Below are 24,990 nucleotides of genomic sequence, written 5' to 3'. Positions count from 1 at the left end.
AGAGCGGGGGCGCCGCGCCTTGCCACGTCCTCAGGGGGTACGCCCATGTCCACACCCATGCCCGCGTCCGGTTCCGGCGCGCCGGAACCGGAGCCCGGCTCCGACCGCCTGTCGAAGGCCGTCGTCCCGGAACCGAAGCCCGTCCCGGAGCTGGACCCTGTCCCCGCGCCGGGTCTCACGCCTACGCCGGGGCTCACGGCCACGCCGGGTCTGACACCCACGCCCGCGTCGCCCTACCGCCCGCTCGTCTCACCGGTGGGGCTCGGCCGCGCGGTCGTGATCCTGCTGGCGCTGGTCGCCGTCGCCGATGTGCTGGTGATCGGAGCCACGTACAACATCCGCCGGCTGATGGCGTCCCTCCTCGACCAGCCCTTCGCCGAGGTCACCGACCGGGACGCCGAACTGGCCGACAGCCTGTTCCTGATGGCGACGGTGGCGCAGATCCTGCTGTACGTCGCCTCCGTGGTGGTCTTCATCGTGTGGTTCCACCGGGTGCGCAGCAACGGAGGCGTCTTCGCGCCCGACCGCTTCACCCGGGGTCCGGGCTGGGCGATCGGCGGCTGGTTCATCCCGTTCGCGGCGCTGTGGATCCCCTGCGGCGTCGCGATACAGACCTGGCGCGCCAGCCGCACCGACCCGTACGCGGCCGACGACCACGAGCCCCGCACCCTGCTGCACCTGTGGTGGGCGGCCTTCGTCGCCTCCTGGCTGGCCTCCCGCTACGCCGACCGCGTCTGGGACAAGGCGGAGTCCCCCGAGCAGATCGTCTCGGCGGCGACCGCGGTCATGGCCGCGACCGCGGTCGACATCCTCGCGGCGGTCCTGGCGATCCTCTTCGTCCGCCGCCTGACGCGGATGCAGCACACCAAGGCGCTGGCCTTGGCGGGCGCGGGGGCGCCGGTCCCGGCGGCGACCGCGCCGGGTCCGGCGGGCCCGGTTCCGGCGGTGTAGCAGGGCGGGACCGGGGCCGCGGTGTCAGCCACCCGCGGCCACGGTCCGCTCGTTGAACCTCAACCCGGCACTTCGCCCCCTGCCACGGCTGCCCTCGGCGGTCACGATCACTCGTGGCGGTGGCGCCGACCGGTGCGCAGCTCGTCCAGCACATCCCCGGTCGACAGCCGGGCCGTGGCGCGCTTCTCGACCCGAGCCACCACCTCTGCCGGCAAGGGGGTGGCGGCGGTCTCCTGGTCCAACGGGGTGCGGGGGTTGGGGGTGGTGCGTACCTTCGGCTCCATCAGGACTTCCTCGGACAGGTCGCGTACGAGCAGATCGTCGCGGTGCAAGCAGCCGTGTCACACCGTCAGCACGCTGCAAGCATGCAAGGTCATGCTCCGTGGTGAGAACGTGACGCGGAGGTATGGCGGAATCCCACCCCGCTCCCGTAGGGTCAGGGCGGAGTTTCAGCCAGTGACTGACGAGAATGAGCCAGCGGGCGCGGGGGTGGCTTGCCCCGTCCGTGAGGGGAGGCGTCCGCATGACGTCGAGCAGCCTGTCGGAACTGATCGCCTCGGCGGGCGAGCGGGCGCTCGCGGTGAGCGGCCTGGCCTGTCTGGAGCGCTGCTTCCCGCTGCTCGCGGACGACTCCGAGCCCCTGCGCCCCCTCTGGTCCGGCATCGCGGCGGGCGGCGACGGCTGGGCGGAACGTCTCTCCACCGCCCGCACCGCCCTCCCGGACGCGCCCCAGGGCGACCAACTCGCCGCGCTGGTACGCCGCATGCTCGACGAGGCCCCGTCCGACTGGGCGGCCGGCCCCCTCGCCGACTGGGCCGCCCTCTGCGCCGCGCTCGCCACCGACGTCCACCGCGAGGTCGACCCGCTCGGCGCGACCGGCCCCCTGGTCGACGGCGAACTCCGCCGCCAGCTCGGCGTCCTGGACCTCGCGGCCCAGGACCCGACCGGCGCGGGCCTGCGCCGCGCCCTCGACGTCTCCACCGAGGGCAACCGCGTCCTCCGCGCGGCGCTCTCGCGCAGGGCGCGGGCGGTGGGGCAGGCAGTACGCGGCTGACCTTTCTCGCCTCAACTCCGCATTAGATGTGGCGAGTTGACCGTTCGCGCCGTGGCTCTTGACGGGCCGTGCCGTCCTGCATCGGGTGCGGGGTGGCCCGGAGGATCTGCTTCCGCCAGGTCCCGGCAACGCCCCCGGTACCGCCGTCCACCGGGTGCGATGCGAGCGGGACGGGCGCTTCCCCGGGGCCGCCGGGGCGCCCGTCGCGGCGACAGGCCCGCCCCGCTGAACGCGATCGTCCGCGTTGACCACCCCTCCCGTGCCGTGCGGTAGTTGCGCCGTAACCGAGGGCAGTGCCGACGCCGACCAGCGCGCACGAGGGCCGCGTCGGCCGCCGTCCCCTGACGGAAAACGGAGAACCCGAATGCGAACGAACATCCTGACGAGGTCCCTCGTCAGCGCGGCCGCCGTCGCCGGACTCGCCGCCGGGACCCTGGCGGGAGCCGGTGCCGCCGTCGCCGCACCCGCCCCGGCCGCGAAGCCGGCGGCGAGCGCGGAGTTGGCCCCGCTCGCGGTCGTCAACCTCGGCCTGACGACGACGGAGGCGAAGAAGGTCCAGCGTGGGCTCCGGGCGAACTGGGGCTACACCGGAGCCATCGACGGACAGCTCGGCACCGAGAGCTGGAAGGCCATGCAGCGCTTCCTCAAGAGGCACTACGGCTACACCGGCGCGATCGACGGAATCGTCGGCAGCGGCACGGTGCAGGCGCTCCAGCGCTCCATGCGCGCCTTCGGCTACACCGGCGCCATCGACGGCATCGCGGGCCCGGCCACCCAGGCCGCGTTCAAGCGGTTCGCCAACTGCCTCTGAGCGGGCCCGAATCCGTGACCGCCGACGGGCGGTACGTGCCCCACCGGGCGCGTGCCGCCCGCCGGCGCGTTCCGCGTGTACGGCGCCCCTCCTGCCGGGCATCACTACAACCGGGCCGAGGCGGCGCCGGGCCACCCGGGTCCGGCGGACGGCCGGAGGGGGGCGCGTCATGTCGTGGACCGTGCCGGAGACCATCAAGCTGACGATGGTGCACCAGATGGAGTTCTCCCAGGAACCGGGCCTGACCCGGGGCCGCTACCGGGAGACGTCCTGCCTCGTCGGACGCCCCGCACAGGGGGAGGCCCGCGTGATCCTGGAGTGCGGGCACTGCAAGCGGCAGGGAGTCTTCGTCGTCCAGGATCTGGAGACGACCAAGCGCCTGCGGCGGGCCCCGGTGACGCGCTCCCTGATCACCGCCGTGGTGCTGCTGGCGGTCGTGGCGTCGTTCTGGATCATCGGCTTCGGCGGCGGCAGCATCCTCTTCCAGGTCCTGGCCATCCCGGCGTCGATCATCCTGTTACCCCTCGCGGTCTTCTTCGCGGCCAGCCCCAGCAGCAATATCGGCGTCACCGTGCCGGAGTTCGTCAGTTTCGCCGGCCGGACCTCCCGCAAGGGCCTCACCTACACGACCCGCGGCACCCACCACCGCGCGGGCCTGAGCTGCGGCGGGCAGGCGCGGGCGGCGGGCTGAGCGGCCTGGCTGCTCTTCTTGGGCGGGGCATACCCGGCTCGGTGACCGGCTCCATTCCGATGGCGCGCTCGCCGTCACCCGCTTCAACTCAGGTACCCGCGTGACCTCCTGGCGTGGGTGACGGGCCTTCCGGCGTGCGATCGCGATCGACTACCTGCGGCGGCGCGACCGCCCGCGCGAGCAACGTGCCGATGTGACCCGGCTCGGGAGCGGCGAGGACGTCCACCTCGACGTCGGTGAACCCGGCCCTGGTGAGAAGTCGCGCCCACACGGCCGGACGGTAGCTGTAGCGGTAGGTGAACATCGCCTTGCCGGCGAAACCGCCCTTGTACATCCCCTGCGGCCCGTACGCGCCGGGGATGGCCGGGGGCTGGGAGAAGACGAAGACGCCACCGGGCCGGAGCCGCCGGCGCACCAGCGGGAAGAGGCGGCCCGGGTCGGTGAACCAGGCCGCCCCGAAGACCGAGTAGATCGCGTCGTAGGTCTCCTCGTGCCCGGCCAGGTACTCCAGCACTTCGCCGCACACGAACTCCGCCCCGGTCGCGTTCCACTTGCGCGTCGTCTTCGCCACCATGACGGGGGACAGATCGACGCCGCGGGCGGCGACCCCGCGGGTGGCGAGGTGGGCCAGCGCCCTGCCCGTGCCGCAGCCGATCTCCAGCACGGACCGGGGATCGCCGAGCAGTTCAGGGCCGGGCCCGTGCCCGGCGTACTGGTCCAGCAGAAGGCGGGCGTCGCGTTGTCCTTGAACGCGGAGGCGGCGTACGCGTCCCACAGGTCCGCTTCCGCGGCGATGTCGTGCTGTGCGGGCAAGGCGCTGTCCTTCGGTGGGGGCCGGGCAGGGCGGGTGCGGTGGCCGTTCAGTGGCTGTCGGGGACCTTGTTGTCGCAGGGCGAGCACTCCGTGCCGTCGATCGCCCACAGTTCCGCGTCGACGGCGAAGCCGAGGGACTTCAGGAAGTCCGCCGTGCGCAGGCACAGGCCGTCACGGCGACGCTCGACGAACGGCGCGTGGTGCTTGTAGCGCCCTCCGTTGTACACGTCGCACAGGGCCCACCACACGGGCGTGTCCAGGATCAGCTGGTGCACACCGATGTCGACGAGCTTGCCGACCCCGAGGTGCACGTCCGGACGTTCCATAGGGAGCGTGGAACCGGCCGTGCGAGCGGAGTTGCGCGAAGTTGCGCACGCCGCCCGGTGGGTTGTGCGAGGTTGCCGAACGGGCGGGCCGATTCCGGCGTGCGGGGTCCGGGCCGCAGGGAGGCTTGAGGGAGCGACCACCGAGGGAAGGAAACGCTCATGGCCCGACGGCTGCGATTCAACGGAACGGGCAGCGGAGTCAACGGATGCCCGTCCATCCACGAGGACCTCGACACAGGCGAGGTGATCGTGCACGGCCCCGCCCTCACCGACCCCGACGACATCGCCCGGCTCCGGCACCTGAACGAGGGCGAGGTGCCCATCGTGGTTCCGCGCGAGCTGCTGGTCGACTTCGGCCCGAAGGAAGTGAACCGCGTGCCCCGCATCATCGGACTGGACGAGTTCGACCGGCTCTTCACACGGTTCGAGCACACGGCCTGGCGTCTGGAGACGCGCAGGCGGTACGCCTCCGACGAACTCACACCCACCTATGCGCAGTTCAGCCGGGGCGAACCGGTCGACTGGGAAGGCCGGGACGCGCAGTGGTGCGCGGAGCGGCGCGAGCAGACGGCCCTCGGCAAGCGGTTCGAGCGGGTCCGGATCGTGGACCGCCCGCCCACTCCCGGCCAGCGCTACCTGCTCGACAACGCCCGCCGCAACAGCGCCGTCGGTGAGCGGATCCACAACCTGTGGCGGGAGGACGCCGACCGCCTGGGCCTCCCGGAGGAGGACTTCTGGATCTTCGACTCCCGCCTGGTCGCCCTGCTCCACTTCGACGACGCCGACGACCTCGTCCGCGTGGAGCTGATCACGGAACCCGCGGCGGTCCTGCGCTACGCGACGGCGCGGGACGCGGCACTGCATCATGCCTTTCCGTACGAGGAGTTCGCGGCACGACTGGCCGCACAGGAGGACTGAGGCAGGTGCGTACCGGTGAGCACGGACTACCAGCAGGCGCGAGCGGCGCTCGGGGCTCGACTGCGTGAACTCCGGCTATCCGCCCGCGGAGGCCGTCTCACCGGTACGGAACTGGCCGAGCGCCACGGCTGGAACAAGTCCAAGGTCAGCAGGCTGGAGAACGGCAGGCAGACCGCCACGCCCGACGACCTGGCCAAGTGGGCGGAATCGACCGGCAGACCCGAGGCGCTCGATGAACTGCTGGCGCGCCTGAAGGGTTTCGAGTCCCACATCCGGTCATGGCGACGCCAGCTCGCCACGGGGCACAAGGCCGTCCAGGACGTGCATCTGAGCGCACACTCCGACGCGACCGTGTTCCGCGGCTGGGAGGCGTCGATGATTTTCGGCATCCTCCAGACGCCGGACTACGCCCGGTCGATCTTCACGCGCTACGCGGAGCTGCAACGCTCACCGCGGGACACCGAGGAGGCGGTCCGCTCCCGGATGAAGCGGCAGGAGGCGCTGTACGACTCCTCGAAACGGTTTCACCTCGTGCTGTGGGAGGCGGCCCTGCACGCCCTGATCTGCCCGCCGTCGGTGCTCGCCGCGCAGCTCGACCGCCTGGCGGGCGTCATCGGACTGGACACAGTGGACCTCGGCATCCTCCCCTTCTCCGCACCGTTGAAGATCCCGCCGGCCACCGCGTTCTGGATATACGACGACCGCCGGGTGATCGTCGAGAACTGGCACGCGGAGCTGTGGCTCGACGACGAGCCCGGCGTGGACACGCATCTGCGGGTGTGGCGGACGTTGCACGAGTCCGCCGTCTACGGGGTCAGGGCGCAGAACCTCATCACCGCGGCGCGGAGGGCCGTCGCCGCGCGGTGAGCCCGGCGGTCACGCCGGGTCGGAGACCAGGTGCCCGACGAACGCGGTCCAGGCCGGGGCCGTGACGGTGAGGACCGGGCCGTGGGGGACCTTGGAGTCGCGGACCGGGACGATGCCGGGGTGGGCGTCGCAGACCTCGACGCACTCGCCGCCGTCGCCGTTGCTGTGCGACGACTTGCGCCACCGCGCGGCTCCGGTGAAGCCCTCGCCCACTTCGAGGCAGTCGCCGCCGTCGCCGTTGCTGTAGGTGGACTTGCGCCACGTGGCGGCGCTCAAGTCAATGCGCGGCATTTCGGTAGTCCTCGGCTGTGGTCTCGATCTGGGCCAGGGACGCCTCCGGAGACAGCGCGGCGGCCCTCAGCCGATCGTATGCCTTGTGGTACTGACGCACAGCGGTCGGATCGTCGAAGGTCTGGCCGTGGTAGGGGCCTTCGGTGTACATCAGGGGCGGCTTGTCGGCGAAGTCCAGAAACTTGAGCGAGAGCTGCATGAAAGGCTGGGTCGCCGCGTTCCACGGGAGGATCTGTGGAACGATGCGCCGGTGCGCGGCCAGCTCGGTGATGCGATCCAACTGCTCGGCCATGAGAGCCGGGGGTAGCAAGGAGCCCCGGAGCAGGGACTCGTGCATGATCACCCAGTACTCCGGCTTCTTGGGGTCGTCGAACAGCTCCGCTCGTTCCACCCGGCTGCGGATCTTGAAATCGACTTGGTGGGGTAGATCCAGCGGGTGGGTCGAGTGGATGACCGCCCGCGCGTAGTCCTCGGTCTGCAACAGGCCCGGGATCAGGGCGTTGGCCCACTCCTCGATGGTCTCCGCACGCTTCTCAGACTCCGCGATCGGTGCGAAGTACTCCGCGTGCGCGTCCTGTTTGGCGTTGCGCACGTCCTCGCAACGCCGCTCGAAGAAGCCGTCCGTGTTCAGGCGGCGGTCCATGTGCTGGGCCAGGTCCGCCGGCATGCGGCGGGTCGCGCGCTCGATCTCGCTCAGGTAGCTCGCGCCGTAGAAGCTGCCGTCGACCGCCTGTTGGAGCGTCAGGCCCGCCTGCTCGCGGCGGTAGCGCAGCTCCTTGCCGTAGAAGGCCGGGACGCTCGCCGAGCCGTCGATCTCCTTGCGTGCGGCCATGGGTGCCCGCCCTCCACACTTCGCGCCGTGTTGCCGAAACCCCTTTCACGGTAGCCAGGCCGACGCCACTGTGTGAGGAGTTCGTCACGGAAAGCACAGGAAGGGTGACCCCCGCATGCACGACTCCACCGGCCCCGATCTCGACCCCGGCCACGATGCCGACGTCTGCGCGGGCGAGTTGCGGGACGCGCTCGCCGCGCACGGCATCACCCTGCTGTCGCTCCGCGTCGACCTGCCGAGTTACGCGGGCCGCCACCCCGTCCGCCCGCTGCTCGCGCTCGGCAACTGCAACCTCGCGACCGCCCGTGCGCTGACCGCCGCGCTGCGCAAGGGAGTCGCGTGATGCGCGGGCCGCTGGCGATGGCGCTGCTCGCGACCCCGGAGGCCGTCGCCCAGGTGCGGCGCACCCTCGCGGCGTACGCCGGCGGGCCCTGCGACGACCTCCAGTTGTGTGCGACCGAGCTGGTGACGAACGTGCTGCGGCACGTGGGCGAGGGCGTGCCCGTCGCGGTCCGGGTGGTCCCCGGCGAGAGGCGGACGCGGCTGGAGGTGACGGACCCCGACCCCCGCGCGCTCCCCGTCCTGCGCGCGGGCGCGACCGTGGACGAGGAGGGCGGCCGGGGGCTCGCGCTGCTCGACGCGGTCGCCCTGCGCTGGGGCGTGGACCAGGGGCCCGCCGACAAGACCGTGTGGTGCGAGCTGGACGGGGGGCTGCCGGACGACGGGCCCACCCGGTCCGCCCCGACGCACGCGCTCGTGCTCGGCGGCACGGCCTACCGAGTCCGGCGCGGGCCGGTGGAGGCACCGGAGGAGATCGCGGCGGAGACCCGGGCCGAGGGTCAGTACAGCCACTCCCCGTCCAGCGCCTCCCGGACCCGGTCCAGCGCCGCCTCGTCGCGGGACCTGGCCCAGTAGCCGACGCCCGACTCGTCGCGGATCAGCACCTCGTCGTAGAGGAACCAGCGGGCGCCGGAGCCCGCGGGCAGGCCGGAGAGGGGGAGGAGCGTGCCGTGGCGCTCCAGCTCGGCGACGGTCTCCGGCTCCGGGCCGTCGAGCCAGTCGGACAGCTCCTCCGGCCCGTGCAGCGACTCGAACAGGACCAGGTCGACGAGGGCGAGTGAGGTCCGGTCCGACCACGGCTCCCAGCGCTCGGCCGGCTTGTCGGCGAGGTCGACCCGCATCCGCACGGGCGGGTCCGCGGCGAGGCCGCCGCACGGGTCGCCGGGGCCGTCCGCGCCACCGGGGCCGTCCGCGCCGCGCAGGTCGGTGAGGAGGACGCCCCAGTGCGCCACACCCTGGTTCTCCTCGCGGAACACCAGCGCCTCGCCCGACGCGTCCAGGCGCAGCGCCGCCGGGGCGAGCAGGCGGTTGTGGAAGGCCGTCAGGTCGCTGCGGCGGCCCAGCAGCGCGTACGCCTCGCGGAGGGCGGCGGGCAGGCGCAGGCCGAGCCGGCGTTCCGCCTCGGCGAGTTCCGCCTCCGGTGATCCGTCGGCTTCGGCCAGGGGGCGGTCCGTCCAGTGCGCGGCGAAGCCCCGGACGGCGTCCCAGCAGGCCGCGCGGTCGCCGGACGCGGCGCCGGACACCGCCTCGGACAGCGACCGGGCGAGGTCGAAGGGGAGGGGGTCGGGCCGGACGGCGTCGCGAGGGAGGGGGACGGGCTCGGATGTCATGGCGCGAACGTAGCCCGCGCCTCGGACACCCCGGCCCCGGCCCCGGCCCCCGGCCCTGTCCTCGGAGCCGCGCCCGCCCGCCCGGGCCCGGGACGCCCGCCCGCCCGGGCCCGGGACGCCCGCCCGCCCGCCGGGCCCGGGACGCCCGGCCCCGCAGGGGCAACGCCCCGGCCCTCGCAGGGACGACGCCCGCCGCCCGGCGGACCCGCCGCACGTGCGACCATGGTGGTCCGACTGATCCGTCGGTCAGCAATGAACGGCGGATTCCGGTATCGAATGCATTACGGATTCGGGCCCGGCGGGACACCGCGGGGCGGTGGCGAGAACACTCGCCGTGTCGATCATGAAGGACGACCGGGGCCGCCACCCCCCACAGGAGAGGCCCCGGTCGTCGTTCGCAACGGGGTCGCAGTGGCACCCCGTACTCCCTTCAGCGCCGTGCATGCGTTTTCTGTCACACAGGACCGCGTTGTTAGGTTGTTGCGGGTTGTACTAGGCATGGACGGGCACCCGGAAAAGGACGTAGCGTGCTGGTTCGCGCAGGGTGGCGCGGCAGTGGTGACCAGCCGCGATTCAGACAGGTTGAGGTAGTGCTGGGGGACGACGCGGAGCTGACCGCCGCGGTGCTCGCGGCTCAGGGCGGGGACGAGGACGCGTTCCGTACCGTGTACCGCGCCGTGCATCCGCGGCTCATCGGCTATGTGCGCACGCTCGTCGGTGACACCGACGCGGAGGACGTGGCCTCCGAGGCGTGGCTCCAGATCGCGCGTGACCTCGACCGGTTCAGCGGCGACGCGGACCGCTTCCGCGGCTGGGCCGCCCGGATCGCCCGCAACCGGGCCCTCGACCACATCCGGATGCGCGGGCGCAGGCCCGCCGTCGGCGGCGACGAGACCGAGCTGACGGGCCGCCCCGCCGACTCCGACACCGCCGGCGAGGCGATGGAGTCCCTCAGCACCGGCTCGACCATGGCCCTGATAGCCCGGCTCCCGCAGGACCAGGCCGAGGCCGTCGTACTGCGGGTGGTCGTCGGGCTGGACGCGAAGAGCGCCGCGCAGACCCTCGGCAAGCGCCCCGGCGCCGTGCGCACCGCCGCGCACCGGGGGCTGAAGCGGCTCGCGGAACTGCTGGACGAGGCGGGGACGGCCGAGGCGGCGCCGGGCCCGGCGCCCGTCGCCGACCGCGCCCGGGACCACCGCCAGGACCCCGACCAGGACCGGGGTGACGGCCACGGCCCGGCCGGCGGCCAGGGCCCCGCCACCGATCCCGACCCGGGCCCCCGCCCCGGCGGCACCGGCGCCGACGCGCCCGGTGTCCCCCGCCAGACCCGCGGCCCGGCCGGTCCGGCAGGCCCCGCCGGTCCCGTCGCGGTGACGCGCCCCGCCGCGACCGGTCCCGCGCCCGACGCCTCCGCGCCCACCACCCCCGTCCCCGACGCCACTCCCGTGCCCGACGCCTCCGCCGGCGCGCCCGCCCCCGCGCCCCCGCGCGACGCCGTGCCCCCGAGCTCCGCCCGCCCGCGGGACGCCACGCCCCCGGCCCCTGAGCGGACACCCGGTCCGGTTCAGCGGACGCCCGGCGGGGCCACCCGGCCCGGCGGGATGAAACACCAGGTCAGCGGCCACCTCGGGAGCGGAACCCGAGGCGATCCGCCCGGCCGGGACCTGGACGGACTGCCTGCGCAACGCGCCCGGAGCGGCGGAGCCGCCGCTTCCACCGGTGTGACGCATTCGCGTGCGCGTACGCAGAAGGACATGTGATGGCGGACGAGCGCTACGAGTGGCTTGACGGGAACGCGGCGGAGCACCTGCTGCGCGGCGTACCGGTCGAGGCCGCCGACGAGCACGCCCGCCTGGAGGCCGCCCGTCTGCTCGCCGCCCTGGAGAGCGCCGCCGAGCCCGCGTACCGGCTCGACGACGGTGAACTCCCCGGCGAGGCCGCCGCCCTGGCCGCGTTCCGCAAGACCCGGGCGGATGGCGCCGCTCCCGCGGGCGACTCCCTCGGCACGGTGACCGTCACCCGTCCCGCGCCCGGCGTGCGCCGGGTGCGTTTCGGCGGACCCCTTCGTTTCGGGCTCGCCGCGGCCCTCGCGGGCTGCGCCCTCGGCGGGGTCGCCGTCGCGGCGGGCACCGGCGTGCTGCCGTCCCCGTTCCGCGGCGACGACCACCCCCTCCCGGCCTCCTCGATCTCCGCCGCCGCCACGCCCGACCCGCTCAGCTCGCGGTCCCCCGACGGCGAGGCCGGGAGCGGTGTCACCACACCCCCCGAGGCCGTCACCACGTCCCCCGCGCCGCCGCCGGACACCCGTCGCCCCGACGAGGAGACGCCCCGGCCGGGCGCCACGACACCCCCCGAACGCGAGGACGACCGCGATCGCGCCACCCCCTCCGCACCCGGGACCGGGCCCGATCAGGGCGCCGACCGGTGGCGGAAGGCGGTCGAGGCGTGCCAGGACTACCGCAGCGGGCGCCTGGCCCCCGAGCGCAAGCAGCGCCTGGAGGACTGGGCCAAGGGCCCGGAGCGGATCAAACGGTTCTGCGACCGCCTGCTCACGAGCGGTTCCACCGGCTCGGGTGGCGGATTCGGCTCCGGCGGCAACAGCGGCGGCGGGGACGGCGGCTCGGGCGACTGGGACGGCGACGACGGCCGTGACGACGACAAGGGCCGTGACGAGGACGGACGCGGCGACTCCGGCGACGCGGGCCGCGCCGGCGGGCTCCCCGGCCTGCCGCAGGTCTCCCTGCCCCAGGTGTCCCTGCCGCAGACGGCCCCGGCGCCGCTGCCGCAGGCGGCTCTGTCGCCGATGACCCTGTCGCAAGCCTCTGACCTGCGACTTCTTCCTGTGTGACGCGGCTGCTCCGCCGGGTGTGACGTTTTTCGGGGCTACGGCGCAGTAAGAAGTGAGCCGACTGGTCATCGGCCGCGCGAAAGAGCCGGGGTTCCCCCCGTACCTACGGCTCAGCGCACACGGCGCGGGCGGGACACGTTCCCCCGGTCCCGCCCGCGCCTCTCAACCTCTCCTCGCTTCCTGAGCCGCCCGCCCGGCCGATCGGCCGATCGGCCCGCCGGGGGCCAGATGCGCGCGAGCGGCCTCCAGGATGGGGGCAGCTCGGCGCCGCGCCCCGGATCACCGGCGCCCCGGCCGCGCCCCGGATCACCGGCACGCGGCGGGTGTACGGGGCCCGGCCCCGGCCCCGCGTCTCACCAGTAGACGACGACCTTGTCGCCCGTGCGCACCTGGTCGAAGAGCGCCGCGATCCCGGCCTTGTCCCGGACGTTCACACAGCCGTGCGAGGCGCCGTTGTACCCGCGGGCGGCGAAGTCGGAGGAGTAGTGGACCGCCTGGCCGCCGCTGAAGAACATCGCGTACGGCATCGGGGTGTCGTAGAGCGTCGACACATGGTCCCGGGACTTCCAGCCGACCTTGAACTCGCCCTCGCGGGTGGGGGTGTACTGCGAACCGAAGCGGACGTCCATCGTCGACAGCACCTTGCCGTCGATCATCCAGGACAGGGTGCGGGTGGTCTTGCTGATGCACATCACCCGGCCCTCCATACAGCGCGGGTCCAGCTTCGCCTTCGGCTTCTCGACGTCCTTGCCGTCCAGCTCCGCGCGGGTCGGCTTCGTCGTCATGCCGAGCAGCTTCTGCCAGGTGACCTCGTCCGTGCTGCCGGTGGCGGGCAGGCCGCGCTTGCCCTGGAAGCCCTTGACGGCGGTGGTGGTGACCGGGCCGTAGGAGCCCGTCGGCTTGTCGTCGAACCAGCCGATCTGGGCCAGCCGGGCCTGGAGTTCGCGCACCTGCTCGCCCTCCGCGCCGGGTGCCATGACGATCTTCGGCGGGGGCGTGGAGGCGGTCGCGGACGGGGTGGGAGAGGCGGAGGCGCTCGGGGTGCCGGAGGGCTCGCCGGCGGCCGAGGGGGAGGAGGACGCGGAAGGAGACGCGGTCGCCTCCGGCGCGCTGCTCGCCGCTCCGGGCTTGCCGTCGTCCGCGGCGAGCGTGTCCCTGGCCGTGCCGCCCGCGCAGCCGGCCGTCACCGCGGCCACGGTCAGCGCGGCCGCGGCGGCCAGCGTCCGGACCGTGAGGTTCCTTCTGAGCATCATGCCCCCCTGTCGTACCTGTACCCGTAGAGACAGACAGCCGCCGGACCGGGTTGCACGGCCCCGGCATCATGGGGGTAACGGTTGGGGGACGAGCACGACACGGCCTGCGGGAACACCGGCGCGAAGGCCGCGTGCGGGGCGACGCGACGGCCGGGTGCGGGGGCGGTCCGGGGGCGGCGCGGAAGGTCACCGCCCACCCTCCGAAACGCCCGGGCGCCGGGTCGCACTCCTGTGCGACACTCCGCCCATGCTGGGTGTCACCGATCTGCCGACCTACCTCGTGGGCCTCGTCCTCATCATCCTTCTGCCGGGGCCGAACTCCCTCTATGTGCTGTCCGTCGCCGCCCGCAAGGGCGCCCGCACGGGCTACCGGGCCGCCGCCGGGGTCTTCACCGGCGACGCGATCCTGATGACCCTGGCCGCGCTCGGCGCCGCGTCCCTGCTCCAGACCACGCCGCTGCTCTTCACGATCGTCAAGTACGCGGGCGCGGGCTATCTGACCTGGATGGCCGTCGGGATGCTCCGCGCGGCGGTCGCGATGTGGCGCACCCGCGGGGAGCCGAACGCGGAGGAGGCATTGGAGCCGGCCCGGGGTGCCGCGGCCGGGCCCCGGGAGAACCCGTACCGCCGGGCGCTGGTGATCAGCCTGTTCAACCCGAAGGCGATCCTCTTCCTGATCTCCTTCTTCGTGCAGTTCGTCGACCCGTCGTACGCGTACCCGGCGCTCTCGTTCGTGGTCCTCGGCGCGCTGCTCCAGCTCGGCAGCTTCCTCTACCTGACCATGCTGATCTTCAGCGGCAGCCGTCTCGCCGCCGCGTTCCGCCGCCGCCGTCGCCTCTCGGCGGGGGCGACCTCGGCGGCGGGCGCGCTGTTCCTCGGCTTCGCGGTGAAGCTCTCCCTCAGCAGCGCCTAGACGGTGCCCCGGCGCGGGGGCCACTGGGCGCGGGGCCCGCCACGGGCTGCCAGGCGGGGGTGGGCGCCGGGTCCGCCGGGCGTTCCGTCCCCCGGCGCATCCGGTTCACCACCGAGGCCGTCGCGGCCGCGGTGGACGCGATCGGGGCGGAGGGTCGGCCCCGCGTCACCCCCGCCGCAACTTCCGGGCCCGCCGCACCACGCCCCGCACCGCCGCGTTCCGGGGCAGCGGCACCCCGCCCGGGAGGCCGAGGACGGTGAGACGGCGGCGGGTCGCGTGCCCCGCGAGGTCCGCCGGGCGCGCGGTGCGCAGGAAGCGCTCCGCCGACGGGCGCAGATCCCGTCTGACCTGCGGCTGCATCATGAACGCCACCGAGTCGAGCAGCCCGGTCAGTCGCTCGTCCGCCGCCGCGACGGCCCCGGGCCCGTCCGCCGCCAGGTCCGGGACCAGCGCCTCCGCCAGCAGCAGCGGCACCCGGTTGCTGTTCCGGTACGGGGTCAGCCGGGCGAGCACCTGCTCCGTGCCGACCCGCGCCACCGGGACGCCGTGGAAGGCGGCGGCCGTGAACAGCCCGGTGGAGAAGCAGCTCACCACCAGCGACGGCCGCAGCCTGCGCAGCAGCACCTCAGCGAGCACCGGCTCACCGGCCACGGTCAGCTCGACGCCCAGGGCGCGGGCCTCCGCCTCCAGGGCCCGGTGCCAGGCGGGCGGGGCCGTCGGATGCGGCTTGAGCACCACCCGCCGGTGGCCCAGGGCCGCCACCCCGCGCAGCATCCGCAGGTGCAGCCCCTCTTCCTCCGCGGGCGTCAGAATCCCGAGCGCGGCCAGGTACTGGCCCAGCAGCAGCACGGGCCCGGGCTCCCCGTCCCCGGGCGCGTCCGCCACGGCGCCGGCGGCCGGCGCGTCCGACAGTTCGGCGACCACCTTCAGGAACGCGCCACCCGGCACGACCTCCGGGACCACCCCGAACTCGCCCAGCAGCAGCGGCCGCAGCCCCGGCACCAGGTCGAGGTGGAGCAGCCGCCGGACCCGTTCGCCGACCAGCGGGTCGATCTTGTTGCGGGTGGGGCCGTAGCTCATCAGCCCGTCCGCGTAGACGTCGATCGACGCGTCCGGGAAGAGCTGTCCCACCGTCAGCGCCGGGGCGACCTGGAGGGATTCCAGGACCAGATGGATCCGGTCGTCCCCGAGGTCCCACAGCCGGCGCAGATGGCGCTCCCACAGCGGGACGTCGTCGGCGCGCGGGGCCCAGGCGGAGGGGTGGAAGGGGGAGACGGCCTCGTTCCAGGAGACCACCCCGTCGAACCGCTCCCGCAGCGGCCCGAAGCCGGGCATCGTGTCCAGGGCAGGCACGGTCTCGGGGACGGCCGCGTTGTTGGTGACCAGCAGCAGCCGCCGGTCCGCGTCCTCGAAGCAGCCGCTGTCGATCGCGGCGGCGACCGTGGCCGCGCCGTAGAGGGAGGACGCGAGGAAGATCTGGGTCGTGGACATCAGGCCGCGGCCTCCGTGGTGCGGGCGGACGGACGGCGGCGCACCCGCCGCAGCCGGGCGGCGCGGTCCGCGTCCATCGAGGCGAGGGCCTCCCGGAGGGCGGGCTGCGGCATCGAGCGCAGCGCGGCGGCGCTCAGGGTGCGGAGTTTTCTGGCGACCGCCGGTTCGAACCGCCCGATGCCGCCCAGATGATGGGCGATGACGGCGCAATAGGTGCGCACCGCTTTCGGCAACAGCCTTTCCGCTTCCGGGTCCTGCGCTGTTTCCGCCAATACCTGATCGAATGCGCGGAGGAAATCGAGCTGGCGGACATCACCGATCTGGGTGAGCGAGGACGCGACCCCGCGCCGGTAAAAAATGCCCAGCCGGCCGACGACCGCGAAGGATTCGGCGTCCCGGTGCAGCCGCCAGATCCACGGCCGGTCCTCCGCGGTGCGCAGCCCGTCCGTGAAATGGAGCAGCCCCCGGTCCACCAGCCGCCGGTGGTACATCCCGGCCCAGGCGTACGGGTAGTCCACACCGGTCGAGCGGTCCGCCGGGAGGATCCAGTCGCGCGGGCGCAGCACCTCGCCGCGCGGCCCGACCGGCACCCGGTGCACCGTGCGGGCCCGCGCCGTGCACTGCACATGGTCGGTGCGCACGAAGTCGCAGCCCAGGTCCTCCATGGCGGCCAGCAGACCGGCGAAGTGCCCCGGGGCCAGCCAGTCGTCCCCGTCCAGGAAGGCCAGGTACTCGCCGCGGGCCGCGTCCAGACCGGTGTTGCGCGCGGTGGCCAGACCGCCGTTCCGTTCGTGTCTGATCAGGACCGCGCCGGGGACCTCCCGTTCCGCCTGCCGCAGGATCTCCGGCGTCCCGTCCGTCGAGCAGTCGTCGACCAGCAGGAACTCGAAGTCGTCCCGGGCGTTGGCCCGCAGGCTTCGCAGGGTGTCGGGCGCGTATGTCTGCACGTTGTAGAACGGCACGATGACGGAGAGCTTGACCACCCGGCCGACGCTAGGACGCCCGCCCGTCATACGTGCTGAAGCCCGGCGGGACGGAATATGAACGGCCGGCATCGAGACCGTTAACCCGCCGGGCAATTGCCCTGGTGCTCCTTCCGTAGGCGCTCTGTTAACCCTTTGTTGCAGTCGAGTTGGGCCGTGAAACGGAATGCCTTCCTAGCGTCCTGGACGTGCCAACACGCAATCGCGAGGCCGTACGGATCGCCGTACTCGCCGACTCCGACACCCGGTGGAAATGGGGCGCCCTCACCGCCCGCCGGATCGCCCCCAGCACCTCCGTGGAGCTGAGCGGTTTCCTGCTGCGCGGCCGGGCCACCCCGACCGCCCGCCAGCTCGCCGAGGTGGGTGTCCGCGCGGACGAGCTGCGGGAGGTCACCGGAGCGGAGTTCCTGCGCGCGGTACGGGAGGGCGGGTACGACGTGGTCGTCCTCGCCCTCGTCGGCGGCGGGGTGCAGGCGATGCTGCACGGTCTCGCGGCCCCCGCCGCTTTCGGTGACGGCCTCGCGGCCCCGGGCGCGTCCGGTGACGCCCCCCCGGCCCTCGCCGCTTCCGGGGACGGCCCCGCCCGGCGGCCCGTGGTCGTCACCGGCTATGTCGGCGTCGTCTACGAGAAGCTCGCCGACGGCCTGCTGCTGCGGCACGGCGCGGACGTGGTCCTCGCCAACTCCCGCCACGACGCGGAGCGTTTCCGCGCCGTGTACGAAGGGGTCGGCGCCGACCCGGGCGCGGTCACCGAGGCCGCGCTGCCCTTCCTCGGCGGCGCGCCCTACGCCCCCGAGGAGGGCCGGGACACCGTCGTCTTCGCCGCCCAGCCCTCCGTGCCCGAGACCCGGGCCGACCGCGGCCATCTGCTGCGCCGCCTGGTCGAGCACGCCCGGCTCCACCCGCACCGCGAGGTGCTGCTCAAGCTGCGCTCCCGGCCCGGCGAGCACACCACCCACCTGGAGGAGCTGCCCTACCAGCGCCTCGCCGAACGCCTCCCCGGCGGCACCCCGCCCAACTTCCGCCTGGTGTACGGGAACATGGGAGAGGTCCTGGACCGGACCGACCTGCTGGTCACCGTCTCGTCCACGGCCGCCCTCGAAGCCCTGCACCGGCGCATCCCGACCGCCGTCCTTACCGACCTCGGGGTCCGCGAGGTCCTCGGCAACCACCACTTCCTCGGCTCGGGCCTGCTCGCCTCCTGGGACCTGCTCGACGGCGGGCACCGCCCGGAGCCCGATCCCGTATGGCTCGCCCGGCAGGGCGTCGCGGCGGACGGCGGCTACGAGCACGCCTTCGACGAGGCCCGGACCCGGGTCGCCGAACTGCTGCTCGCGCCCCGGCTGCCGGCCCTCGCGCCCTGGTACACCCCGGCCACCGCCCCCGGCTACCTCCCCGCCCTGCTCGCCCGCCACCACCTGGCCCCCGACGGCACCCCGCTCTCCGGCGCCGCGCCGAAGGCGGCGCCGACCGGCGTCCGCCGGGTGGTGCGCGACGCGGTCCGCGAGGCGGCCCGGGGCGCCTACCGGCACGGCGTCCAGCGGGTGGCGCCGGTGATCCGCCGCATGGGGGAGCTGTGACCCGCCCCGCGCCGGGGGAGCCCGGCCTCCGCCGGCCCGGGCCCGCGCCCGTGTTCCGGGCCGCCCCGCCGACGTCCGCGCCGGTGTTCCGGGCCGTGGCGCGCCGCCGTTCGGCCGCCGGGCGCCCGGCCCCGGTGGCACCTCGCCCCGCGGCCACCGTCCGTCACCGGCCGGCGACGCGAACCACCGCCGTCACCCCGCGCCCGAGTCGCGCCGCCCGGACCCACCCCGTCGTCCCTACGGAGCCCCGATGAACGTCCTCGCCGTGATCCCCGCCCGGGGCGGTTCCAAGGGGGTGCCCGCCAAGAACCTCGCCCCCGTCGCCGGCCGCCCCCTCGTCGCCCGCGCCGTACGCGCCTGCCTGGACGCGCCCCTGGTCACCCATGTCGCCGTCTCCACCGACGACCCCGGCATCGCCGCCGCCGCCCGCGCGGCCGGCGCCGAGGTGGTCACGCGGCCCCCGGCCATCGCCGGGGACACCGCCACCAGCGAGTCCGCCGTCCTGCACGCCATGGACGCCCACGAGGCCGCGCACGGCGCCCCCGTCGACGTGGTCCTCCTCGTCCAGTGCACCAGCCCCTTCCTCACCCCCGAGGACGTGGGGGGCGTCGCCGCCGCCGTCGCCCGGGACGGCGCGGACAGCGCGGTGACCGTCGCCCCCTTCCACGGCTTCGTCTGGCGCGAGGACACGGATTCCGCGTCGGGCGCCGGGGTCAACCACGACTCCGCCCACCGCCCCCGCCGCCAGGACCGCCCCCGGGACTTCCTGGAGACCGGCGCCGCCTACGCCATGGACGCGGCCGGCTTCCGCGCCGCCGGGCACCGCTTCTTCGGCCGCACCGCCCTGGTGCGCACCGACCCCGCCCGGGTCCTGGAGGTCGACGACCCGCACGACCTCGCCCGGGCCCGCGCCCTCGCCCCGCTGCTGGACGCGGCCCCGCTGCCCACCCGGGCCGACGTGGACGCCGTCGTCCTCGACTTCGACGGCACCCAGACCGACGACCGGGTCCTGATCGACGCCGACGGACGCGAGTTCGTCGGCGTGCACCGCGGCGACGGCCTCGGCGTGGCCCGGCTGCGCGCCGCCGGGCTGAAGCTGCTGATCCTCTCCACCGAGGAGAACCCCGTCGTCGCCGCCCGCGCCCGCAAGCTGCGCATCCCCGTCCTGCACGGCATCGACCGCAAGGACGCCGCGCTCAAGCAGTGGTGCGACGAGCAGGGCCTCGCCCCCGAGCGGGTCCTCTACGCCGGCAACGACGTCAACGACCTCCCGTGCTTCGACCTCGTCGGCTGGCCCGTGGCCGTCGCGAGCGCGCACGGGTCCGTCCGGGCCGCCGCACGCGCGGTCACGGCCACCCCCGGCGGAGAGGGAGCGGTCCGCGAGATCGCCGGCTGGCTCCTCGGCCCGCACCTCGACACCACGCCCGACACCACTCCTGACACCGCCTCCCCGGACGCCCTCCCGGCCGTCCCCTGATCCACCCCCCGGTCCCTCCGGACGCCTCCTCACAGGTAAGGAACCATCCCCATGAGCACCACCCGCCTGCGCACCCTCGGCACCCGCACCGCCGGCCCGGGCAACCCCGTCTACGTGACCGGCGAGATCGGCATCAACCACAACGGCGACCTGGACAACGCCATCAAGCTGATCGACGCCGCCGCCGACGCCGGCTGCGACGCGGTCAAGTTCCAGAAGCGCACCCCGGAGATCTGCACCCCGCGCGACCAGTGGGACATCGAGCGCGACACCCCCTGGGGCCGGATGACCTACATCGACTACCGCCACCGGGTCGAGTTCGGCGAGGACGAGTACCGCGCCATCGACGCCCACTGCCGCGAGCGGGGCATCGACTGGTTCGCCTCCCCGTGGGACACCGAGGCCGTCGCCTTCCTGGAGAAGTTCGACGTCCCCGCCCACAAGGTCGCCTCCGCCTCCCTCACCGACGACGAGCTGCTGCGCGCCCTGCGCGCCACCGGCCGCACGATCATCCTCTCCACCGGCATGTCGACGCCGAAGCAGATCCGGCACGCGGTCGAGGTCCTGGGCAGCGACAACATCCTGCTCTGCCACGCCACCTCCACCTACCCGGCGAAGGCGCAGGAGCTGAACCTGCGGGTCATCCACACCCTCCAGGCCGAGTACCCGAACGTGCCCATCGGCTACTCCGGCCACGAGACCGGCCTCCAGACCACCCTGGCCGCCGTCGCCCTCGGCGCCGCCTTCGTGGAGCGCCACATCACCCTGGACCGCGCCATGTGGGGCTCCGACCAGGCCGCCTCCGTCGAGCCGCAGGGCCTCGCCCGCCTCGTCCGCGACATCCGCGTGGTGGAGGAGTCCCTCGGCGACGGCGTCAAGAAGGTCTACGAGAGCGAGCTGGGCCCGATGAAGAAGCTCCGCCGGGTCGCGGGCGTCGTCGCCGAGGCGGGCGACCGTGAGCCGGCCGCGGTCTGACCGCCTCCGCCGCGCGGGCGGACCCGGCCGGTCCGCTCCCGGCACCCCGCCCCGGGTGGTCCCGGCCCCGCCCGCGACCACCCGGGCACCCCACCCGTACCCGTCCGGGCACCCGCCCGGACCCGTCCGGGACCCCTGCCCGGACCTGTCCGGGAACCCCGGGACGCCACCCCCGGGCCCCCGGACCCCCGGAAGCACCAGCCAGGAACCACGAGGTGACCTGACGTGAATCTCGCCTTCGTCGAGAGCCCGGTCCAGCTCCTGAACACCCTGGAGTGGGCCCATGCCGAAGGGGCGTCCCCCGACGCCCTGACCGTGGTCGTGCTGTCGCCCACCGACCCCATGTCGCGCGGCCAGCTCCGCCGGACCGCCGAACTGGCCCGCGACGAGGGGTACACCGTCCGCTGGCAGGAGGCCCGCGGCGGCGCGTCCGCCCCGCTGCGGACGGTCCGCGACCTCGGCCCGCTGCTGCGCCGCGCCGACCGGATCGTCATAGGGGACCCGTTCTCCCGCTACGTCCAGCTGCTGCTGACCCTCACCGGCGGCCGTGAGCTGACCGTCGTGGACGACGGCACGGCCACCATGGAGTTCGTCGAGCAGGCCGTCCGCGGCGAGCGGCTGGTGCGCTGGCACCGGCGCGGCGGGCGGCGCGGGCCGCGCGAGCTGGCGCTCGCGCCCGTCACCCGGGCGGCCCGCCGCCGCCTCGGCCCCTCCGCGGACCGCCCGGTCGAGGTGTTCACCTCCATGCCGGTCGACCCGGCGCCCGGGATCACCGTCCGGGCCAACGACTACGCCTGGACCCGCTCCCGGTTCGGGCCGCCCCGGATCACCCGGGGGGCCGACCTGGTCGGCACCTCCCTCGTGGAGACGGGCGTGGTGGAGCCCGAGCGGTACCTCGACGCGGTCGTGTCACTCACCCGGGCGCACGGGGCGACCCGGTATTTCGCGCACCGCCGGGAGAGCCCCGACAAGCTGCGCCGGCTGGCCGCCGCGACCGGACTGGAGGTGGTCCGGCCGGACCTGCCGCTGGAGCTGATCGCCCGCCGGGGGCCGATCGGGGAGGCCGTGCTGAGCTTCCCGTCGACCGTTCTGCACACCCTGCCGCTGGCCCTCGCGGGCACCGGCGTCACGGTCTCCGTCTGCGACATCGCCCCCGAGTGGCTGCGCGCCTCCGCCTCGCCCCGCGCCGAGGGCTTCCTCTCCGTCGTCACCGGATCGGCCCGGGGGGTGCACCGGCCCGCCGCGCCCGCTTGAAGAGCGGACCGGCCGCACTGAGCGGTGTGCTGCCGTCCGTATCCCGCGGCGCTGCCGTCCGTACCCTGAGACGGCGGAACCCCCTCCGATCCCTTGCCTGGCCGAAAAGTGTCCACCTGGTGAGACGAGCCAGTGAGTTTACCCACCGGGTGTCGCGAGCATGCCGCTCTGACCGGCTTTTCTTCCCCTATGAGGCTGATCTTTTGTTGATCGCACGGCAGTTGGCGGTCAAGGGGGCATAACCTTCACTGGGTGAACCAGTTGATGTCCCGCGAGTCCGAAGAAGCCGAACGACCCGGCCCCGGCGCCCCGGCCCACCCGGGCGCGGCACCGGGTGACGCCGTCCTGCCCGGTCGGCTGTCCGAGCCGCTGCGCGCGGAGCTCATCGCGTTCCGCCGCGATCTCCATATGCACCCCGAGCTGGGCAACCAGGAGTTCCGCACCACGGCGGCGATCAAGGCCCGCCTGGAGCAGGCCGGACTGCGGCCGCAGGTGCTCGCGATGGGCACCGGACTCGTCTGCGACATCGGCACCGACGCGCCCGAGGCGCAGGGCCGCCCCCTCTTCGCGCTCCGCGCCGACATCGACGCCCTGCCGATTCCGGACACCAAGACGGGGGTGCCCTACCGCTCCACCGTCCCCGACCGGGCGCACGCCTGCGGCCACGACGTCCACACCACCGCCGTCCTCGGCGCCGGCCTGGTCCTCGCCGACCTGGACCGGCAGGGGCTGCTGACCCAGCCGGTGCGGCTGATCTTCCAGCCCGCCGAGGAGGTCCTGCCGGGCGGCGCCGCCGACGCGGTCGACTGCGGTGTGCTGGACGGCGTCGGCAAGATCGTGGCCGTGCACTGCGACCCCAAGGTCGACGCGGGCTCCATCGGACTGCGGCCCGGCCCGATCACCTCCGCCTGCGACCGGCTTGAGGTCACCCTCGACGGCCCCGGCGGCCACACCGCCCGCCCGCATCTGACCACCGACCTGGTCACCGCCGCCGCCAAGGTCGCCACCGAGGTCCCCGCCCTGCTGGCCCGCCGCGTCGACGCCCGCTCCGGGCTCGCCGTCACCTGGGGCCGGATCTCCTCCGGCCACGCGCCCAATGTCATCCCCCAGCACGCCGAACTCTCCGGGACCGTGCGCTGCCTGGACCTGGCGGCCTGGCGCGAGGCCCCGGACCTGGTGCACGCGGCGATCGACGAGATCGCCACCCTGCACCGCGCCAAGTCCCAGATCGACTACATCCGCGGCGTCCCGCCGGTCGTCAACGACCCCGGCGTCACCGAACTGCTGCGCGACGCGCACGCCGCGCGGCGCGGACCGTATGCGATCGAGGACACCGAGCAGAGCCTCGGCGGCGAGGACTTCTCCTGGTACCTGGAGCACGTCCCGGGCGCGATGGCCCGGCTCGGCGTCCGCGTCCCGGGCGACACCGTCCGCCGCGATCTGCACCGCGGGGACTTCGACGTGGACGAGGAGTCCATCACCGCGGGCGTCGAACTCTTCACCGCCGCCGCCCTGCTGGACGGCATGGCGGGCGGCTGAACACCCCCGGCGGGGCCCGGCCCGGACTCCGCGCGGTACGGGTTCCGGGGCGTCCGCCGGACACAGGACGCCCGCCACCGTCCCACCCGCCGCCCGCTGTCACCGGGTAGCGGCCCGGCGACACGCCGGAGCCGTACGGGAAGCGCCACGGGCCCGGCACGCCGTGCCGGGCCCGTGGCTTGTTCGCGACGATCCGATAACGACTGATGAACGGGTCTTTAACTGACATCTACGCGCGTTACGATCGCCGCGAACCCAGCGCCGGAAGTGGCGCTTTCGGTCAGGTTTAAAGGAGCCTCCCAGTGCGCCGGATCACCAGGATCGCCACCGTGGGCATCGCGTCCACGGCTCTCGCACTGTCTGTCACCGCGTGTGGCAGCGACTCGTCCTCCGGCTCGTCGAGCTCGGACGACAAGGGCGGCAAGGCCGCCATCGCCTACGACATCGGCGGCCGCGGCGACCAGTCGTTCAACGACGCCGCCTACGCCGGTCTCGAGAAGGCCGAGAAGGAACTCGACGTCGACGGCACCGAGGCGGAGCCCAGCGAAGGCGAGGGCGACCCGGACAAGGTCCAGCGCCTGACCTCGCTCGCCCGTGCCGGCAACAACCCGGTGATCGGTGTCGGCTTCGCCTACGCCCCGGCCATCGCCGAGGTCGCCCCGAAGTTCAAGGACACCACCTTCGGCCTCATCGACGACACGTCGAAGACCGGCCCGAACATCGCCAACCTGGTGTTCAACGAGGAGCAGGGTTCCTACCTCGCCGGCGTCGCCGCCGCCAAGGTGACCAAGTCCAACACGGTCGGCTTCATCGGCGGTGTCGAGACCCCGCTGATCAAGAAGTTCGAGGCGGGCTTCGTCCAGGGCGTCAAGGACACCAACAAGAACGTCAACGTCAAGGTCCAGTACCTGACGCAGCCGCCGGACTTCGGTGGCTTCTCCAAGCCCGACCTCGGCAAGGCCGCCGCGCAGGGCCAGCTCGACGCCGGCGCCGACGTGATCTACTCCGCCGCCGGTCTCGCGGGCGCGGGTGCCATCGAGGCGACCTCCAAGGCCGGCAAGTGGGCCATCGGCGTCGACTCCGACCAGTACAACCAGGAGGGTCTGGCCGCCTACAAGGACCAGATCCTGACCTCGGTGACCAAGAACATCTCGGGCGCCGTGTTCAACCTGATCAAGTCGGTCCAGGACGGCAAGCCGCAGACCGGTGAGATCCGCTACGGGCTGGAGGACGACGGTGTCGCCCTGTCCCGCTCGAACCCGGCCTTCACCGAGATGACCGATGTCATCTCCGCCGTCGACAAGGCCAAGGCCGACATCATCGCCGGCACGATCAAGGTCAAGACGGCTCCGTAACCGCCGAGGCCCGCTCGTCGGATCCGTCCGGCCCCTCCCGGGCCGGACGGTCCGGTACCCGGGGCCCGCGGCGGCGGTCAGCCGCCCCGCGGGCCCCG

At 73.9% G+C, this 24,990-nt stretch carries 23 protein-coding genes and 3 pseudogenes; 17 read left to right on the top strand and 9 right to left on the bottom strand.

Features of this window, described 5'->3' with window-relative positions; all coding sequences use genetic code 11:
• Positions 1-45: 45 nt before the first annotated feature.
• On the top strand, positions 46-951 hold the full coding sequence (locus tag ABZ457_RS05225) for a DUF4328 domain-containing protein (RefSeq protein ID WP_359154028.1): 906 nt from the start codon (positions 46-48) through the stop codon (positions 949-951).
• 107 nt (positions 952-1,058) lie between these two features.
• Here the strand turns inward: ABZ457_RS05225 and ABZ457_RS05220 are convergent, their stop codons facing one another.
• Positions 1,059-1,235 (bottom strand): hypothetical protein, encoded by a 177-nt coding sequence (locus ABZ457_RS05220; protein ID WP_359154026.1) that lies wholly within the window; start codon positions 1,233-1,235, stop codon positions 1,059-1,061.
• 239 nt (positions 1,236-1,474) lie between these two features.
• On the opposite strand from ABZ457_RS05220, the gene ABZ457_RS05215 reads away from it, so the two are divergent.
• From ABZ457_RS05215 to ABZ457_RS05205, 3 genes are all read left to right on the top strand, one after another.
• Complete coding sequence (locus ABZ457_RS05215; RefSeq protein ID WP_359154024.1) at positions 1,475-2,005, top strand: hypothetical protein; 531 nt, start codon at positions 1,475-1,477, stop codon at positions 2,003-2,005.
• Positions 2,006-2,369: 364 nt separating this feature from the next.
• Positions 2,370-2,816: a peptidoglycan-binding domain-containing protein gene (locus tag ABZ457_RS05210; protein WP_359154022.1), complete on the top strand. Its 447-nt coding sequence runs from the start codon at positions 2,370-2,372 to the stop codon at positions 2,814-2,816.
• A 169-nt stretch (positions 2,817-2,985) separates the two neighbouring features.
• A complete protein-coding gene (locus ABZ457_RS05205) occupies positions 2,986-3,507 on the top strand; it encodes a hypothetical protein (protein WP_359154020.1) in 522 nt (173 codons plus the stop codon).
• Positions 3,508-3,670: 163 nt separating this feature from the next.
• Here ABZ457_RS05205 and ABZ457_RS05200 read toward each other — a convergent pair.
• Both ABZ457_RS05200 and ABZ457_RS05195 read right to left on the bottom strand, forming a co-directional pair.
• Positions 3,671-4,320: pseudogene (locus tag ABZ457_RS05200) on the bottom strand (class I SAM-dependent methyltransferase); the annotation flags it as partial.
• 47 nt (positions 4,321-4,367) lie between these two features.
• Positions 4,368-4,646 (bottom strand): annotated as a pseudogene (locus ABZ457_RS05195) (hypothetical protein); the annotation flags it as partial.
• Between the two features lie 159 nt (positions 4,647-4,805).
• On the opposite strand from ABZ457_RS05195, the gene ABZ457_RS05190 reads away from it, so the two are divergent.
• Both ABZ457_RS05190 and ABZ457_RS05185 read left to right on the top strand, forming a co-directional pair.
• Positions 4,806-5,564, top strand: a complete 759-nt coding sequence (locus ABZ457_RS05190) for a DUF6879 family protein (RefSeq protein ID WP_359154018.1) — start codon at positions 4,806-4,808, stop codon at positions 5,562-5,564.
• A gap of 15 nt (positions 5,565-5,579) precedes the next feature.
• Positions 5,580-6,431, top strand: coding sequence for a helix-turn-helix transcriptional regulator (locus ABZ457_RS05185; protein ID WP_359154016.1), 852 nt, complete (start codon positions 5,580-5,582; stop codon positions 6,429-6,431).
• A gap of 9 nt (positions 6,432-6,440) precedes the next feature.
• On the opposite strand, the gene ABZ457_RS05180 is transcribed toward ABZ457_RS05185, so the two are convergent.
• The gene (locus ABZ457_RS05180) at positions 6,441-6,722 is read right to left on the bottom strand and encodes a DUF397 domain-containing protein (protein ID WP_359154014.1); all 282 of its coding nucleotides are present in this window, start codon (positions 6,720-6,722) and stop codon (positions 6,441-6,443) included.
• Positions 6,709-7,554: a helix-turn-helix transcriptional regulator gene (locus ABZ457_RS05175; RefSeq protein WP_359154012.1), complete on the bottom strand. Its 846-nt coding sequence runs from the start codon at positions 7,552-7,554 to the stop codon at positions 6,709-6,711. Before ABZ457_RS05175 ends, ABZ457_RS05180 begins: the two co-directional genes overlap by 14 nt.
• A gap of 115 nt (positions 7,555-7,669) precedes the next feature.
• Here ABZ457_RS05175 and ABZ457_RS05170 point away from each other — a divergent pair, with 115 nt between their 5' ends.
• Positions 7,670-7,897 (top strand): hypothetical protein, encoded by a 228-nt coding sequence (locus ABZ457_RS05170; RefSeq protein ID WP_359154010.1) that lies wholly within the window; start codon positions 7,670-7,672, stop codon positions 7,895-7,897.
• Entirely contained in the window at positions 7,897-8,469 is a 573-nt protein-coding gene (locus ABZ457_RS05165; RefSeq protein ID WP_359154008.1) for an ATP-binding protein, read from the top strand. The genes ABZ457_RS05170 and ABZ457_RS05165 overlap by 1 nt, the downstream gene beginning before the upstream one ends.
• Here ABZ457_RS05165 and ABZ457_RS05160 read toward each other — a convergent pair.
• The gene (locus ABZ457_RS05160) at positions 8,394-9,224 is read right to left on the bottom strand and encodes an SMI1/KNR4 family protein (protein ID WP_359154006.1); all 831 of its coding nucleotides are present in this window, start codon (positions 9,222-9,224) and stop codon (positions 8,394-8,396) included. The genes ABZ457_RS05165 and ABZ457_RS05160 overlap by 76 nt on opposite strands.
• Before the next feature lie 590 nt (positions 9,225-9,814).
• Between ABZ457_RS05160 and ABZ457_RS05155 the strand changes: the two are divergent.
• Positions 9,815-10,354, top strand: a pseudogene (locus ABZ457_RS05155) (RNA polymerase sigma factor); the annotation flags it as partial.
• Between the two features lie 629 nt (positions 10,355-10,983).
• Positions 10,984-12,072 carry a hypothetical protein gene (locus ABZ457_RS05150; RefSeq protein ID WP_359154004.1) on the top strand — a complete coding sequence of 363 codons (1,089 nt, stop codon included), beginning with the start codon at positions 10,984-10,986 and terminating at the stop codon, positions 12,070-12,072.
• A gap of 353 nt (positions 12,073-12,425) precedes the next feature.
• Here the strand turns inward: ABZ457_RS05150 and ABZ457_RS05145 are convergent, their stop codons facing one another.
• Complete coding sequence (locus tag ABZ457_RS05145) at positions 12,426-13,325, bottom strand: L,D-transpeptidase family protein (protein WP_359154002.1); 900 nt, start codon at positions 13,323-13,325, stop codon at positions 12,426-12,428.
• Positions 13,326-13,572: 247 nt separating this feature from the next.
• Here ABZ457_RS05145 and leuE point away from each other — a divergent pair, with 247 nt between their 5' ends.
• Positions 13,573-14,238, top strand: a complete 666-nt coding sequence (gene leuE / locus ABZ457_RS05140) for a leucine efflux protein LeuE (RefSeq protein WP_359154000.1) — start codon at positions 13,573-13,575, stop codon at positions 14,236-14,238.
• A gap of 165 nt (positions 14,239-14,403) precedes the next feature.
• Here leuE and ABZ457_RS05135 read toward each other — a convergent pair whose 3' ends face one another.
• On the bottom strand, positions 14,404-15,729 hold the full coding sequence (locus ABZ457_RS05135; protein WP_359153998.1) for a polysialyltransferase family glycosyltransferase: 1,326 nt from the start codon (positions 15,727-15,729) through the stop codon (positions 14,404-14,406).
• Complete coding sequence (locus ABZ457_RS05130; protein WP_018847341.1) at positions 15,729-16,712, bottom strand: glycosyltransferase family 2 protein; 984 nt, start codon at positions 16,710-16,712, stop codon at positions 15,729-15,731. The genes ABZ457_RS05135 and ABZ457_RS05130 overlap by 1 nt, the downstream gene beginning before the upstream one ends.
• Positions 16,713-16,900: 188 nt before the next feature.
• On the opposite strand from ABZ457_RS05130, the gene ABZ457_RS05125 reads away from it, so the two are divergent.
• The 6 genes from ABZ457_RS05125 (at position 16,901) to ABZ457_RS05100 (ending at position 24,892) form a co-directional block, all read left to right on the top strand.
• On the top strand, positions 16,901-18,292 hold the full coding sequence (locus ABZ457_RS05125; RefSeq protein ID WP_359153995.1) for a DUF6716 putative glycosyltransferase: 1,392 nt from the start codon (positions 16,901-16,903) through the stop codon (positions 18,290-18,292).
• A 250-nt stretch (positions 18,293-18,542) separates the two neighbouring features.
• Positions 18,543-19,769: an acylneuraminate cytidylyltransferase gene (locus tag ABZ457_RS05120; protein WP_359153993.1), complete on the top strand. Its 1,227-nt coding sequence runs from the start codon at positions 18,543-18,545 to the stop codon at positions 19,767-19,769.
• 51 nt (positions 19,770-19,820) lie between these two features.
• Positions 19,821-20,744 carry an N-acetylneuraminate synthase family protein gene (locus tag ABZ457_RS05115; RefSeq protein WP_018847338.1) on the top strand — a complete coding sequence of 308 codons (924 nt, stop codon included), beginning with the start codon at positions 19,821-19,823 and terminating at the stop codon, positions 20,742-20,744.
• Between the two features lie 225 nt (positions 20,745-20,969).
• Positions 20,970-21,998, top strand: a complete 1,029-nt coding sequence (locus tag ABZ457_RS05110) for a hypothetical protein (RefSeq protein WP_359153991.1) — start codon at positions 20,970-20,972, stop codon at positions 21,996-21,998.
• 252 nt (positions 21,999-22,250) lie between these two features.
• A complete protein-coding gene (locus ABZ457_RS05105; protein WP_359153989.1) occupies positions 22,251-23,537 on the top strand; it encodes an amidohydrolase in 1,287 nt (428 codons plus the stop codon).
• Positions 23,538-23,839: 302 nt separating this feature from the next.
• Positions 23,840-24,892 (top strand): BMP family ABC transporter substrate-binding protein, encoded by a 1,053-nt coding sequence (locus ABZ457_RS05100; protein ID WP_359153987.1) that lies wholly within the window; start codon positions 23,840-23,842, stop codon positions 24,890-24,892.
• Positions 24,893-24,990 lie beyond the last annotated feature (98 nt).

Source organism: Streptomyces sp. NPDC005805 (genome assembly GCF_040630445.1).
Classification (GTDB): domain Bacteria; phylum Actinomycetota; class Actinomycetes; order Streptomycetales; family Streptomycetaceae; genus Streptomyces.
This window is presented reverse-complemented; position numbering and strand designations above follow the sequence as displayed.